Source organism: Bartonella sp. bp_1 (assembly GCF_055808085.1).
The window spans coordinates 895834-910100 of record NZ_CM147851.1; the positions used below are offsets into that span (position 1 = coordinate 895834).

13 protein-coding genes are annotated in these 14267 nt (G+C 43.2%); 12 read left to right on the top strand and 1 reads right to left on the bottom strand.

Annotation, left to right across the window (positions count from 1 at the left end; genetic code table 11):
* The first annotated feature begins 29 nt into the window (after window positions 1–29).
* Window positions 30–1139 carry an anhydro-N-acetylmuramic acid kinase gene (locus ACYZ97_RS04425; RefSeq protein ID WP_473300265.1) on the top strand — a complete coding sequence of 370 codons (1110 nt, stop codon included), beginning with the start codon at window positions 30–32 and terminating at the stop codon, window positions 1137–1139.
* Between the two features lie 12 nt (window positions 1140–1151).
* On the opposite strand, the gene ACYZ97_RS04430 is transcribed toward ACYZ97_RS04425, so the two are convergent.
* Window positions 1152–1826 (bottom strand): alpha/beta hydrolase, encoded by a 675-nt coding sequence (locus ACYZ97_RS04430; RefSeq protein WP_473300266.1) that lies wholly within the window; start codon window positions 1824–1826, stop codon window positions 1152–1154.
* A 170-nt stretch (window positions 1827–1996) separates the two neighbouring features.
* Between ACYZ97_RS04430 and ACYZ97_RS04435 the strand changes: the two genes are divergently transcribed.
* The 11 genes from ACYZ97_RS04435 to metG all read left to right on the top strand — a co-directional run bounded on the left by ACYZ97_RS04435 (window position 1997) and on the right by metG (window position 14265).
* A complete protein-coding gene (locus ACYZ97_RS04435) occupies window positions 1997–3151 on the top strand; it encodes a cysteine desulfurase family protein (RefSeq protein ID WP_473300267.1) in 1155 nt (384 codons plus the stop codon).
* Between the two features lie 193 nt (window positions 3152–3344).
* A complete protein-coding gene (sufB, locus tag ACYZ97_RS04440; protein WP_473300268.1) occupies window positions 3345–4856 on the top strand; it encodes a Fe-S cluster assembly protein SufB in 1512 nt (503 codons plus the stop codon).
* A 51-nt stretch (window positions 4857–4907) separates the two neighbouring features.
* Entirely contained in the window at window positions 4908–5663 is a 756-nt protein-coding gene (sufC, locus tag ACYZ97_RS04445) for a Fe-S cluster assembly ATPase SufC (protein ID WP_473300269.1), read from the top strand.
* Window positions 5664–5674: 11 nt separating this feature from the next.
* A complete protein-coding gene (gene sufD / locus ACYZ97_RS04450) occupies window positions 5675–6943 on the top strand; it encodes a Fe-S cluster assembly protein SufD (RefSeq protein WP_473300270.1) in 1269 nt (422 codons plus the stop codon).
* 9 nt (window positions 6944–6952) lie between these two features.
* Complete coding sequence (locus tag ACYZ97_RS04455; RefSeq protein ID WP_473300271.1) at window positions 6953–8197, top strand: cysteine desulfurase; 1245 nt, start codon at window positions 6953–6955, stop codon at window positions 8195–8197.
* Window positions 8190–8555: an SUF system Fe-S cluster assembly protein gene (locus ACYZ97_RS04460; protein WP_473300272.1), complete on the top strand. Its 366-nt coding sequence runs from the start codon at window positions 8190–8192 to the stop codon at window positions 8553–8555. The genes ACYZ97_RS04455 and ACYZ97_RS04460 overlap by 8 nt, the downstream gene beginning before the upstream one ends.
* A 191-nt stretch (window positions 8556–8746) precedes the next feature.
* Entirely contained in the window at window positions 8747–9619 is an 873-nt protein-coding gene (locus ACYZ97_RS04465) for a septal ring lytic transglycosylase RlpA family protein (protein WP_473300273.1), read from the top strand.
* A gap of 123 nt (window positions 9620–9742) precedes the next feature.
* Window positions 9743–10948 carry a D-alanyl-D-alanine carboxypeptidase family protein gene (locus ACYZ97_RS04470; RefSeq protein WP_473300274.1) on the top strand — a complete coding sequence of 402 codons (1206 nt, stop codon included), beginning with the start codon at window positions 9743–9745 and terminating at the stop codon, window positions 10946–10948.
* Window positions 10949–11593 (top strand): dTMP kinase, encoded by a 645-nt coding sequence (gene tmk, locus ACYZ97_RS04475; protein WP_473300275.1) that lies wholly within the window; start codon window positions 10949–10951, stop codon window positions 11591–11593. It abuts the gene before it with no gap.
* The gene (locus ACYZ97_RS04480; protein WP_473300276.1) at window positions 11590–12636 is read left to right on the top strand and encodes a DNA polymerase III subunit delta'; all 1047 of its coding nucleotides are present in this window, start codon (window positions 11590–11592) and stop codon (window positions 12634–12636) included. The genes tmk and ACYZ97_RS04480 overlap by 4 nt, the downstream gene beginning before the upstream one ends.
* A gap of 81 nt (window positions 12637–12717) precedes the next feature.
* A complete protein-coding gene (gene metG / locus ACYZ97_RS04485; protein ID WP_473300277.1) occupies window positions 12718–14265 on the top strand; it encodes a methionine--tRNA ligase in 1548 nt (515 codons plus the stop codon).
* The last annotated feature ends 2 nt before the right edge of the window (window positions 14266–14267 follow it).

The following is a 14267-nucleotide window of genomic DNA, read 5'->3' on the forward strand; positions in this document are numbered from 1 at the left end:
GATTGCGTATCAATAACAAGGAATCTCATATGGTATTGTCAAAAATAGCAATTGGTCTGATGAGCGGTACCTCAATGGATGGTATTGATGCTGCGATGATACGTACAGACGGTTTGAAACGAATCGAAGTTATCGACCATTTGAGTATTCCATATGAAAAAGATTTTCGAGCACGATTAAAGACTGCACTAATCGATGCAGAAACAGTCAGCAAACGTCAGGAAAGACCGGGACGCCTTAAACAGGTTGAATGGGAGATCACAGAAAGACATAGCAAGGCCGTTAAATTGATATTGGATAAAACAGGCATGAAGCCTTCGGATATAGATATCATTGGTTTTCATGGACAAACTATTTTGCATAGGCCAAATCAAGGGCTGACAGTACAATTGGGTGATGGAAGGAAGCTTGCAAAAGATTGTGCAATCGATGTGATCTATGACATGCGAGCCAATGACGTAAAGCATGGCGGACAAGGTGCGCCACTTGTACCGGCCTACCACCATGCTTTAGCATTGAAATTGGCTGACCAATTGTCGTTTCCTGTTGTTTTTGTCAATATTGGTGGGATATCCAATCTAACCTATGTTGATCAAAAGCAAAGTCTTGTTGCTTTTGATTGTGGCCCGGGCAATGTTCTTATCGATCAATGGATGGAGCGTTGTGTACAAAAGGCTTTTGATCTGGGTGGTAGAACCGCTATGCAAGGCCAAATCGATAACGATATTGTGCAACGTTATCTGGATATGAAAAAGCATCAAAAAAGTCTTGATTGGCGAGATTTTCCGCCATTGGAAGATAGCAATGTAAGCCTTGAAGATGGCGCTGCAACATTGTCATATATTACGGCTAAAATGATTTTTGACAGTTGTGCCCAGCTGCCCTCTTGGCCAATGACGGTAATTCTCAGTGGTGGTGGCAGCCATAACGCAGCCATTATTTGCAACTTACAGCAGTTGTTTTCACCGTCTTGTGGCCATGTCAGGCTCGCATCGCAATTAGGACTGAATGAAGATTTTATGGAGGCCGAGGCTTGGGCTTTTCTAGCAGTACGCTCTTTTTTAGGATTGGCGATAACTTATCCTGAAACCACCGGCTGTCCGCAGCCATTAACCGGTGGTGTTCTCTGTAATCATTAGGCCTTTTTATCTTTAGCGTAGCCGTTTCATGCGGGGTTCGGCAAGTTCCCCCGCCATACGGCGGTCAAGATATTCTGAACAGTCACCGATCAGCTCTTCAACGTGACCGCTAAAGAAATGATTGGCACCTTCAATTGTTTTTTGGGTGATTGTGATGCCTTTTTGTGTTTTTAGCTTGTCGACCAGCCCTTGGATATCTTTGGCTGGTGCAACTTTATCCTGATCACCATGGATAATTAGGCCCGATGACGGGCAGGGGGCCAGAAATGAAAAATCATAAGTATTTGGTTGAGGCGCAACGGATATAAAGCCTTCAATTTCCGGACGACGCATCAAAAGTTGCATGCCGATCCATGCGCCGAATGAATAACCGGCGACCCAGCAGGTTTTTGAATCGGGGTGAAGAGCTTGTACCCAGTCAAGGGCAGCAGCAGCATCTGATAATTCACCGGCACCGTGGTCGAATTCACCTTGTGAACGGCCGATGCCACGAAAATTAAAACGCAAAGTCGTAAAGCCACGTTGCTGGAACATGTAGAAAAGATCGTAGACAATACGATTGTTCATTGTTCCGCCAAATTGTGGATGGGGGTGGAGAATGATAGCAATCGGTGCATTCTTTTCTAAGGAAGGTTGATAACGGCCTTCGAGACGTCCGCTTGGACCATTAAAAATAACTTCAGGCATCAATTACTCCATATAGTGCAGATATAGACTGCGATAATTTCGGATAGCCTTTAAAGAAAAGGCTTTTCTTTTTTCAGATGTGTTAATAGGCTGTTCTATAATCTATTTTCAAGAAAATTACGCCCGAATTAAAAGGGAAAGTTTGATTTATTTTGTAAAAGGAAGATATTTTGCCTGTAACGCGCTGTTATCTTGACTACAATTCAACTTCACCTCTATGCAGAGCTGCTCGGCAGGCGATTATTGATAATCTTGATCTTTATGGCAATCCGTCGTCAATCCATACCGAAGGGCGCGTAGCAAAAAATGCATTGGAAAAAGCCCGCAGCCAAGTCGCCGGGCTAATTCATGCATCTCCAGATAATGTCATTTTTACATCTGGCGCCAGCGAAGCAGCGCTAATGTTGCTTAGTCCATCCTATCAATTGGGGCGTTCACCGGTGCGTGTATCCAAGCTTTATTTTGGTGCCACTGAACATCCTTGTGTTGCATCAGGCGGACAATTTAAAGCTGAAGATAGGATTGTTGTTCCTGTTGCGCCAAATGGCATCATCAACTGTTCGAAACTACAACAATTATTAGACGGACATGATCGTAGCTTTGGTGTGCCTCTTGTTGCGATTCAAGCTGCCAATAATGAAAGTGGTGTTATTCAACCATTAAAACAGATCGCAGCAATTGTAAAAGATGCGGGCGGTATGCTGGTCGTTGACGCTGTACAATTTGTCGGCAAAAATCTTCTAGATATTGAAGAATTGGGTGGAGATTTCTTTTTTCTTTCCGCCCATAAAATCGGTGGCCCTAAAGGTGTCGGTGCGTTGATCGCGAATGGAAATATAATGCGGCCCCAGCCAATACAGATAGCTGGTGGACAAGAAAAAGGCTTCCGAGGCGGTACGCAGGCACTTTCATCAATCATTGCATTTGGTGCGGCTGCCGAGGAAGCCCGTACGAATTTTGAAGTTTATTCTTCTCATTGTGCCCATCTGCGACATCATCTTGAGCAGGGCTTACGGCAGCTTGCTAATAATATTATCATCATTGGTGAGGGGGCGCCTCGCTTGCCCAATACGACATTTTTTACTATCCCCGGTATTAAGGCGGAAACATTACAGATTGCTTATGATCTAGCTGGATTTGCTATCTCGGCTGGTTCAGCATGCTCTTCGGGTAAAATCGGGCAAAGTCATGTTTTGCATGCCATGGGGATAGAAGGAGACGGTGCTATTCGTGTTTCGACCGGAAAATCAACGAGCATTAAGGAAATTGGCCTGTTTCTAGCGGCAACACAAGAGATATTGAGCCGGAAAAACACAAATAGATAAAATCCTGTCTTGAAATCTAGTTTAGAATAGTTTTAAAGAACTATCAAAGAAGCTTGACTAAGAATCTCATGTTTTATGTTGAAGTTTGATTTTCTTACCTTTAAATTCGATTTGAAATCCTTTCAAGCCGAAATAGGTTGAAGATTTCAGGCTGCAACTGCCGGTTTTTGATCCGGCCAGATGGAGAATGCCCATGCCCGCCGTGCAGGAAACAATACGTCAAGTCAAGGAAATTGACGTTGACCAATATAAGTATGGTTTTGAAACGCATATCGAGACCGATAGAGCACCTAAAGGACTAAACGAAGATATTATTCGTTTTATTTCTCATAAGAAAAATGAACCTAATTGGATGCTGGAATTGCGTTTACAAGCTTTTGAACGCTGGCAGCAAATGGATGAGCCTAATTGGGCCAGACTGCAATATCCCAAGGTGGATTTTCAGGATCTGTATTATTACGCTGCTCCTAAAAATCAATCAGGACCGAAGTCACTTGATGAAGTTGATCCTGAACTGCTTACAACCTATGAAAAGCTGGGTATTCCTCTGAAAGAGCAGGAAATATTGGCTGGCGTGAGAAAACAACAGGAGCCGTCAGAACTTGATGACAATATTTATGCATCCGGTCGTGTTGCCGTTGATGCTGTATTTGATTCAGTCTCAGTAGTCACAACCTTCAAGGAAGAATTAGCACGGGCAGGGGTTATCTTCTGTTCGATTTCAGAAGCTATCCGCGAGCATCCAGAACTTATAAAAAAGTATATGGGTTCTGTTGTGCCGGCCGCGGATAACTTCTATGCAGCCTTGAATGCAGCCGTTTTTACAGACGGTTCATTTGTCTACGTACCTGAAGGTGTGCGTTGTCCGATGGAGCTTTCGACTTACTTCCGTATTAATGAGCGCAATACAGGCCAGTTTGAACGTACACTTATTATTGCCGAAAAGGGCGCTTACGTTTCTTATCTGGAAGGTTGTACAGCGCCACAACGTGATGAAAACCAGCTACATGCCGCTGTGGTTGAGTTGATCGCCATGGATGATGCCGAAATTAAATATTCGACAGTACAGAATTGGTATCCAGGGGATAAGGATGGCAAAGGTGGTATTTATAACTTTGTGACCAAACGCGGTGATTGTCGTGGTAATAATTCCAAGATTTCATGGACACAGGTTGAAACTGGTTCGGCTATTACATGGAAATATCCATCCTGCCTTTTACGTGGTGATAATTCGCGCGGTGAATTCTATTCCATTGCTGTGTCGAACGGCTATCAGCAGATTGATTCCGGCACAAAGATGATCCATTTGGGAAAAAATACATCGAGCCGCATTATTTCAAAAGGCATTTCCGCTGGCTTTTCCAATAATACCTATCGAGGCCAAGTAACAGCCTATAAAAAAGCCAGTAATGCACGTAATTTTACCCAATGCGACAGTTTGCTAATCGGCAATGATTGTGGGGCCCATACAGTTCCTTATATTGAAGCCAAAAATGCAACGGCACAATTTGAGCATGAAGCAACGACTTCGAAAATATCAGAAGATCAACTTTTTTACGTTATGCAACGCGGCATTCCTGAAGAAGAAGCCATTGCGCTTATCGTCAATGGCTTTGTCAAAGAGGTTATTCAGGAACTGCCAATGGAATTTGCCGTTGAGGCACAAAAGCTTATCGGCATCAGCCTTGAAGGCAGTGTCGGTTAATTTACTCTATCAAAGGCGCTTTATAATCAGCTGCCAGACAAGGAAATAGTTATGTTAGAAATTAAAAATCTTCATGCAAAGATTGCGGATACCGAGACCGAGATCATTCGCGGTTTGGATCTGACTGTGGCTGATGGTGAAGTTGCGGCCATTATGGGGCCAAATGGCTCGGGCAAGTCGACATTATCATATATTATTGCTGGTCGGGATGATTATGAGGTAACCGATGGCGATATCCTTTATAACGGCCAGTCCTTATTGGAAATGGATCCTGCTGAACGTGCGGCAACGGGTGTGTTTTTGGCTTTCCAGTATCCAATGGAAATACCCGGCGTTGCCACAATGGAATTTTTGAAAGTTGCGATGAATGCACAGCGTAAGGCACGAGGTGAAGCGGAATTGAAGATTCCTGATTTTCTCAAACGTGTCAAGGAAAGCGCTAAACACCTTGAAATGAATATAGATATGCTGAAGCGTCCACTCAATGTCGGTTTTTCCGGCGGAGAAAAAAAACGCGCCGAAATTTTACAGATGGCATTGCTGGAACCCAATCTTTGCGTCCTTGATGAGACCGATTCAGGTCTTGATATTGATGCGTTGAAAATCGTTGCTGATGGTGTCAATGCATTGCGCTCTGACAAGCGTTCGTTTCTTGTGATTACGCACTATCAACGGCTATTGGATTATATTGTTCCCGATACGGTCCATGTTCTATATCAAGGACGTATTATCAAGAGTGGTGATAAAAAGCTTGCTGTTCATCTCGAAGAAAATGGATATGCAGATGTTATAGGTGCAGCAGTATAAGGGCGAGAGAGATGGGTTTACAGAACCAAAAATATCTGACGCCAGCAGAAGGCGCCATTGTTGAAAATTTTAAACAAATTGCCAGTAGCCTTCCTGGGGGAGAATCTGTTTTGAAGCAGCGGGAAAGGGCTTTGAAACAATTTGAATCGTCTGGTTTACCATCTCGACGCATTGAAAGCTGGCATTATACCGATTTGAAGACTTTATTGAAAACGGTTGAGCAATACGGACAGGACACAAAAAAAGAGACTTTATTGCCTCTTTTGGCGCAGACCCCTGTTTTTGAAATCAATAATGGTAAAGCTGGCACTGTGCCACAGTTGTTGTTTGGCAAGGCTCAGTCTTTGGCACAAGCACTTGATGGCGATGGTTTTACTTTGCCCTTACCTGTCGAGCCGAATGACTTCATTGGCCAACTTAATACATCTTTTTCCGGTGATGGCTGGCTGATTGATATTAATGCCAATCTTGAAAAAGAGCCGATAATTGAATTACAAAACATCCAGAATAGTGGCCAAAGCCACAGCTTTAACAGGGTGAATGTCGGACAGAATAGCGGTATCTGGATTATCGAACGTCAAACTGGCACAAATGAATCAGCTTTTGTCAGTTCTGTATCCTCACTTGAGATCGCTGATAACAGCGAAGTCAATTGGGTTTTAATACGCGATCGCGGTTTTGATGCTACGCAGTTTTCCAAATTTAGTGCCGTGTTGGAAAAACAGTCCAAACTTAATCTATATATTATCAATCTTTCGTCCGTATTAAGTCGCCAAGAGATTGAGGTTGAGTTGCGTGGTAGGGAGTCTGACTTCCAGTTGCGCGTTATCAATTTATTGGGCGGTAAAAGTCATACTGACATTACCATGACCGTCAAGCATGTGGATGAGGCGTCAACGTCAACAGAAATTATACGCAATGTGGTGAGTGATCATGCTCGTGGAGCTTTCCAAGGGATGATCCGTGTTGCACAAGCAGCACAAAAAACCGATGCACGCATGGCATGTAATAGCCTTATTCTATCGGATGAAGCAGAGTTTGACGCAAAACCTGAACTTGAAATTTTTGCTGATGATGTCGCATGCGGTCATGGTGCAACGGTTACTGAAATCGATCATGATCATCTATTTTATCTCAAAGCGCGCGGCATTCCGGACGCTTTGGCACGAGGTCTTCTTGTCCGTGCTTTTGTGTCGGAACAGTTGTACGAAATAGAGAATGAGGAATTACGTCATATTCTCAACAATTATGTCGATACTTGGTTACACACACATATCTAGGATATGCTTATGGAGATGCCTGCAAAAGATACAGAATTTGATGTCGAGTTGATCCGGCAACATTTTCCTATTCTGGAACGTAAAGTTTATGGCAAAAGGCTCGCATATCTTGATAATGGTGCTTCGGCGCAAAAACCATCCTGTGTGATTGATACAATGATGCAGATGTATCGTGATGGCTATGCCAACGTTCATCGCGGTCTTCATTTTCTTTCCAATAGCGCAACGGATGCTTATGAAAAGGCGAGGGAAATAACGCGTCATTTTTTAAATGCAAATGCACCCAATGAGATTGTATTCACAAAAAATGTAACTGAAGCGATTAATACAGTTGCCTATGGTTGGGCTATGTCTCGTATAAAGGCAGGGGATGAAATCATTCTCACCATTATGGAGCATCATTCCAATATTGTGCCATGGCATTTTTTGCGTGAGCGTTTGGGTGCAAAACTTGTTTTTGTTCCGGTAGACGATCAGGGCGAACTCCATATAGAAGATTTTCAAAAAGCCTTGTCGCCGAAAACACGTCTTGTTGCCATTACCCATATGTCGAATATGCTTGGTACTGTGCCGCCGGTTAAAGAAATGATCGATCTGGCACATGAATATGATATTCCCGTTCTCATCGATGGTGCACAGGGGGCTGTGCATCTTGATGTTGACGTTCAAGCTCTTGATTGTGACTGGTATGCCTTCACAGGTCATAAAGTTTATGGCCCAACAGGCATTGGCGTTCTTTATGGCAAAAAACAGCGCCTTGAAGAAATGCAACCTTTTCAAGGTGGCGGTGAAATGATCGACAATGTCACGGAAGAAACCGTTACCTATAATCATCCACCGCATCGCTTTGAAGCCGGTACACCGCCGATTGTCGAGGCAGTCGGACTTGGTGCCGCCTTGGAATTTATGGAAAAAATAGGGCGCAAGGCCATTGCTACCCATGAAGGAGCGTTGACATCTTATGCGCATGCCAGACTAGCCGAAGTTCCTGATTTACGCATTTTTGGACAGGCTAAAGGCAAGGGGGGCATTATTTCGTTTGAACTGAAAAACATTCATGCCCATGATATATCGATGTTTATCGATCGACAGGGCGTTGCTGTTAGAGCAGGTACTCATTGTGCGCAACCTTTACTCAAACGTTTTGGTGTGACATCAACTTGCCGCGCTTCGCTTGCCATGTATAATAACCGGCAGGATATTGACCAATTGGTTGATGCTCTCAAAGCTGCAAGGTCTTTTTTTAATGACTGATGAAACTGCACAAAAACCAATCCCGATCACATCATCTATACCGCCAGCAGAGCTTGACCGTTTGACGGATGACATTATTGCAGCGCTCAAAACTATCTATGATCCTGAAATTCCGGCTGATATCTATGAGCTTGGTTTGATATATCGGATCGATATTGAAGATGATCGCAGCGTCAAGATTGAAATGACGCTGACGGCGCCAGGGTGTCCTGTTGCAGGTGAGATGCCGGGATGGGTTGAAAATGCAGTCGCTTCGATTGAAGGAATTTCCCATGTTGAGGTCACAATGACATTTGATCCGCCATGGACGCCCGATCGCATGTCCGAAGAAGCCCAAGTTGCCGTTGGCTGGTATTAACTTTTTCTATTAACCTTCTTGGCTTAAATCCGGGCTTAAGAGCTATTTTTCCGTTTTATATTTCACTTTGTTACGTTATTTGAACTTTCAGTTAAAAAATATGGTTTAATATTTATTAACTGCGAATCATGCACGTATCGACATAACAGGGAAGTCGTCTGGTTGTCAGGCGGGAAATTAAAGCGGACTGAATGATGCGATTACGACAATCAAATGGTTTTATGCACAATAGCTTTCGTTGTGTTTTGTTGTTTCTTTTAGGAGCTGTTTTAGCTGCCTGTACAACGACCGGTTCGTCAAATGTCGCTATGAATAGCACTGTTGGAAAGACCGATTACAATCAAACCGTTGTGCCCGTCGATACAAAAACTGCAACTCTTGTTACTAAAAAAACAAATAATGCTGCATCTGCAAAAGTTTCAGCTTTTGCCGCCAATAATGTGAAAAAAAACAATCAGTTTATAGGAATTGTCGGTCAGCCTTATCAGGTTAATGGTAAATGGTATCGTCCAACCCTTGATGAATCATATAGCAAGACAGGCCATGCTTCATGGTATGGTTCGAAATTCCATGGCCGTTTGACAGCCAATGGTGAAATTTATAACAAGAACCTGTTAACCGCAGCGCATCCAACAATGCCGCTTCCCAGCTATGCTCGCGTTGTTAACCTAGAAAACGGTTCTTCTCTTGTTGTCCGTGTCAATGATCGTGGTCCATTTGCCAAAAACCGCATTATCGACCTATCTGAAAAAGCAGCCGATATGCTTGATTATAAAGATGATGGAACGACCAATGTAAAAGTAGAATATCTTGGTCCTGCCCCCAAAGATGGGCATGACGAGAGCTTTTTAATAGCTTCGTTTAAACCGGCTGGTGAAACAATATTGCTATCAATATCTGAAGATGTTGCAACTGCTGATCAATCACTTCCTTCTTTGCCTGAAATAGGCCCAATATTAGCCTTGAAGCCAAGCGATATATCTGTCACAGCCTATAATCAGATAAAATTACCACCTATGGGGCCAAACGCCTTTTCGGATATTCTTACTGATAAAACCTATTAGTTGTCGGAATTCTTCTTGCCGTTTTGGTGATTTAACGCTTGTTTGCTTTTAAAGCTTATGCTTTCTGTCAGGCAGCTTTTTTTTGCTTTATGATAAATCGGCTAAGATAAGGAGATGCGCAAAATGCGCGGCGTTATATATTCTTTATGCGCTTTTTGCACATTCATATGGATGTATTCAGCAGCCGATGCTCAAGAGTTTCAATCTGTATTACCGCAAGTTTTAGCCATTGATGGTGAAACAGGGGCTGTCCTTTATAGCAAAAATGAACAGGAATCATTTGCGCCGGCCTCCCTAGCTAAATTGATGACAGCTGAAGTTGTTTTTGAAGCCCTGGAAAACAATGAAATAAGTCTGGATAATGCATTTTCCGTTAGCGAATTTGCATGGCGCACAGGTGGAGCACCGTCACGAACAACCTCAATGTTCGCAGCCTTGAAAAGCAAAATCAGGGTAGAAGATTTGCTACGCGGTCTGACAACTGTCGGCGCCAATGATTCTGCTATTATTTTGGCAGAAGGTTTATCCGGTACTGAAAAAGCTTTTGTAGAGCGTATGAATGCACGTGCCAAAGAACTTGGATTAACGGATAGTCATTTTGTCAATGCAACAGGCTTGCCACAAGAGGGACAAAAGATAACAGCCCGTGATCTAAGTCTCTTAGCGCGTCACCTCATATATGAACATCCAGAATATTTTTCCTTTTACAGCACAGATTCGATTGAATGGAGCAAGATATTTCAACGCAATCGTAATCCATTGATCAATCTTGGAATCGGCGTTGATGGATTAGTTTTCGGTTTCACCCAAGATGTTGGTTATTCGGCTGTTGTTTCAGCCTTCCAGAATGGGCGGCGTGTCATTGTTGTTTTGCATGGTGCCAAACGAGATCGAGATCGTGATAATGAAGCTAAACGCATTGTAACATGGGCTATTAATAGCTTTGAACCAAAACTTGTTTATGAGAAAGATCAGATTGTTGGACGAGCCAAGGTTTATGGTGGACGCTCTTCAGAAGTCGATTTAGCGGTTCATGAGCCTGTTGGCGTCTTGTTGCCTAAGCATAATACACTTCCGCTTACCGGGCGAATTATCTATAATGGTCCATTGACCGCGCCAGTCGAAAATGGTGCTGAAGTTGGATATATAGAAATTTTGTCCCAAAAAAATATCCTTATTGAAAAGAAGGTCTATACTGCTGGTTATATTGAAGAAACCGGACTTGGGGGAAAAGCGGGGGATGCCCTTTATGAATTGTCATTCGGATGGTTACGTGCTTTGTCGCCAATGGAATGGCTGAAAGAAAAGATCCATAGAAAAGGAAAATAGGTGGCTGGCTGTTTTATCACGTTTGAGGGAGGCGAGGGTGCGGGTAAATCGACGCAAATAGCGATGCTTTCGCAACATCTTAAGCAGATAGGATATGAGGTTATTGTAACCCGTGAACCCGGAGGCACAGCAGGCGCTGAAGCGGTGCGCCATGTCCTGTTGAGTGGAAGCGTAGAAAAATACGGTCAAGCGATAGAAGCTGTTTTATTTGCTGCTGCACGAGCTGACCATATAGACGAGTTGATTGCGCCGGCTCTTAACCAGAATAAAATTGTATTATGTGATCGTTTTATTGACTCTACTCGCGTTTATCAGGGGCAGGGAGGCCGTCTGTCGCATTCTTTTCTCAGCATTCTTGAAAAGGCCGCTATTAGTAGGTTATTGCCAAATATAACATTCATTTTGGATATCCCTGCCAAGGATGGTATGGCTCGGGCCGATAAAAGACGCGGAAAAAAAGCAGATGCCGACCGTTTTGAAAAAGATAGCCTAGATATACAGGAGGCTCGCAGAAAAGCTTTTCTCAATATCGCAGAACAGGAGCCGGAACGCTGCATCGTTATTGATGCTAATCGTGGCATCGATATCATATCTAAGGAAATATGTGCTCATGTCGATCGTTATCTACAGGCCATTACATCATGATTGATTTGCCGGCTGCAGCTCCCTCTTTCGATGATATCGATGGCATTCTTTCCCCTATAGAAAATATAGCGTTTTTTGGACAACAGCATGCTGTAACGCTGATCGAGCAAATGCGACGTGAAAACCGTCTTCATCATGCAATCCTATTTGAAGGACCACGTGGCGTCGGCAAGGCAACATTCGCTTTTCGTTTGGCTTGGAATATATTGACCGGCAGGCAGGGAACTTTGTTATCTCCCGATAAAGAAAGCATCGGCTGGCGGCGCATGGTTCAGCTTTCCAATGAACGTATGCTTTATATATCTCGTCCTTACGATGAGAAAAATCAACGTTTTAAATTGGCCATTACAGTTGATGAGGTCCGCTCTATTAGCCGATTTCTTAGCCGGACAACATCGGATGGCGGTTGGCGTGTTGTGATTATTGATTCAGCTGATGATATGAATAGAAATGCAGCTAACGCACTTCTTAAAACACTTGAAGAGCCGCCGTCTAAGACTTTGTTATTGTTGATTTCTCATTTTTCAGGCCGACTGTTACCAACAATACGCTCACGTTGTCAGTCTATACGGTTCAAGCCATTACAGAAAGAGGATTTATCAAAGGCATTGTATTACGCACAGCGCAACGAATCTCCGCAGGGGCATGAGCTTATCAGTGATAGAATGTTTAAGAAGTCGGAAGGAAGCGTCAGACGCGCAGCTTTGTTGATTAACTTTGGCGGGCTTGAGATTATGGATACAGTAGAACAGCTACTGGATAATCCAGTATTGGATATTTCTCAATTACAGCATTTGTCAACAGTATTGAGCAACAAGGATTCAACGGTTCAATATCAGTTATTCGGTGAAGGCATACTAGATATTATTTCTATTTTCGCCAAAACTAATGAGCAGGATGCTGCCAATTGGGCTCAAATATGGGAAATGACCCAGACAGCATTAAATGATGCAGATTCGTTCAATCTTGATAAAAAGCAGTTTATTATTATTACAATCAGCCAGTTGCATGATATAATTTGGAAAAAAAGCGTAAAATCATAAAATTGAACGTTAAATTCGTGACAAGTAGATCAACAAGCAGTAAGGCATGGGTGTTATCTTCTGACAGACAAAAGAGTTGTTATGCGCGAAAAATATTACATTACCACCCCAATATTCTATCCTAATGGTAACCCGCATATTGGGCATGCTTATAATGCAATTGCCACAGATTCGATGGCCCGTTTTCAGCGTGCCAACGGCAAAGATGTCTTTTTTCTATCTGGTACAGATGAACATGGCTTGAAAATGCAGCAGACGGCCGAAAAGGAAGGAATTACACCGCAACAGCTTGCGGATCGTAATAGTGCTGTTTTTCGCAATATGTTGCAAAAACTGAATTGCTCTAATGACGAGTTTATTCGCACAACAGAAGAGCGCCATCATCAAGCGTGTCAAGCTTTGTGGACACTTATGGAAAAGAATGGCGATATTTATCTTGATCGATATGCCGGTTGGTATTCGGTCCGTCAGGAAGCTTATTATGATGAAAAAGATACTGTCGTAGGAGAAGATGGCATACGGCGTGAAACTGAGGTCGGGTCTCCGGTGGAGTGGAACGAAGAAGAAAGCTATTTTTTCCGTTTATCCAAATATGAAAAACCTCTTTTAGAATATTATGAAAAACATCCTGATTTTATTGGTCCAAACGAACGGCGCAATGAGATCATAAGCTTTGTAAAATCGGGGCTTAAGGATCTATCTATATCCCGTGCAACTTTTGATTGGGGAATTCCTGTGCCGGGTAATCCCAAACATGTCATGTATGTCTGGGTCGATGCACTAACAAATTATATTACAGCGACAGGTTTTCCTGACAAAACAGCCGAAAAACGTGACTTCTGGCCAGCAAATGCACATATTATCGGTAAAGATATTGTCCGCTTTCATGCAATTTATTGGCCGGCATTTCTAATGTCTGCAGGCATTGATCTGCCAAAACGTGTTTTTGCCCATGGTTTTCTACTTAACCGCGGTGAAAAAATGTCAAAATCAGTTGGCAATGTCGTTGATCCTTTTACGATGATTGACGAATATGGATTGGATCAAGTGCGCTATTTCTTCCTGCGTGAAGTTTCCTTCGGGCAGGATGGCAGCTATAGTCATGAGGCAATTGTAAACCGGACCAATGCCGATCTTGCTAATGATCTTGGCAATCTTGCCCAACGCTCATTGTCCATGATTGCTAAAAACTGTGATGGTAAAACGCCATCGCCTGGTCAATTTTCAGTGCAAGACGAACAGTTGTTACATCAAAGTGTTGAAGCCCTTAAGAGCGCGCGCGAGTCTATGCTTAAACAGGCGCCACATCTTGCCTTGGCAGCGATTTTCTCGGTTGTTGCTGAAGCCAACCGCTATTTTGCAAGTGAAGAGCCTTGGGCTTTGCGTAAGACGGATGAAACTCGTTTTGCAACAGTTCTTTATGTAACTATTGAAGTGCTGAGACGCGTTTCCATTATGCTGCTTCCATTCATACCACAATCGGCATCCAAATTACTGGATAGTCTTGCAGTGCCACAGGATGAACGTATGCTGCACCATGTTTTGGATAGTGAAATGCTGGCAGGGCGGGTTATGCCTGCGCCAGAGCCTGTTTTCCCGCGTTATATGCCGAAAGAGGAAAATAACTAAGC

Bases quoted from the DNA above. Each gene is read 5' to 3' on its own strand.
- ACYZ97_RS04425 (WP_473300265.1), top strand. From the start codon at position 30: ATGGTATTGTCAAAAATAGCAATTGGTCTGATGAGCGGTACCTCAATG.
- ACYZ97_RS04430 (WP_473300266.1), bottom strand. From the start codon at position 1,826: ATGCCTGAAGTTATTTTTAATGGTCCAAGCGGACGTCTCGAAGGCCGT.
- sufB (WP_473300268.1), top strand. From the start codon at position 3,345: ATGCCCGCCGTGCAGGAAACAATACGTCAAGTCAAGGAAATTGACGTT.
- sufC (WP_473300269.1), top strand. From the start codon at position 4,908: ATGTTAGAAATTAAAAATCTTCATGCAAAGATTGCGGATACCGAGACC.
- sufD (WP_473300270.1), top strand. From the start codon at position 5,675: ATGGGTTTACAGAACCAAAAATATCTGACGCCAGCAGAAGGCGCCATT.
- ACYZ97_RS04455 (WP_473300271.1), top strand. From the start codon at position 6,953: ATGGAGATGCCTGCAAAAGATACAGAATTTGATGTCGAGTTGATCCGG.
- ACYZ97_RS04460 (WP_473300272.1), top strand. From the start codon at position 8,190: ATGACTGATGAAACTGCACAAAAACCAATCCCGATCACATCATCTATA.
- ACYZ97_RS04465 (WP_473300273.1), top strand. From the start codon at position 8,747: ATGATGCGATTACGACAATCAAATGGTTTTATGCACAATAGCTTTCGT.
- ACYZ97_RS04470 (WP_473300274.1), top strand. From the start codon at position 9,743: ATGCGCGGCGTTATATATTCTTTATGCGCTTTTTGCACATTCATATGG.
- ACYZ97_RS04480 (WP_473300276.1), top strand. From the start codon at position 11,590: ATGATTGATTTGCCGGCTGCAGCTCCCTCTTTCGATGATATCGATGGC.
- metG (WP_473300277.1), top strand. From the start codon at position 12,718: ATGCGCGAAAAATATTACATTACCACCCCAATATTCTATCCTAATGGT.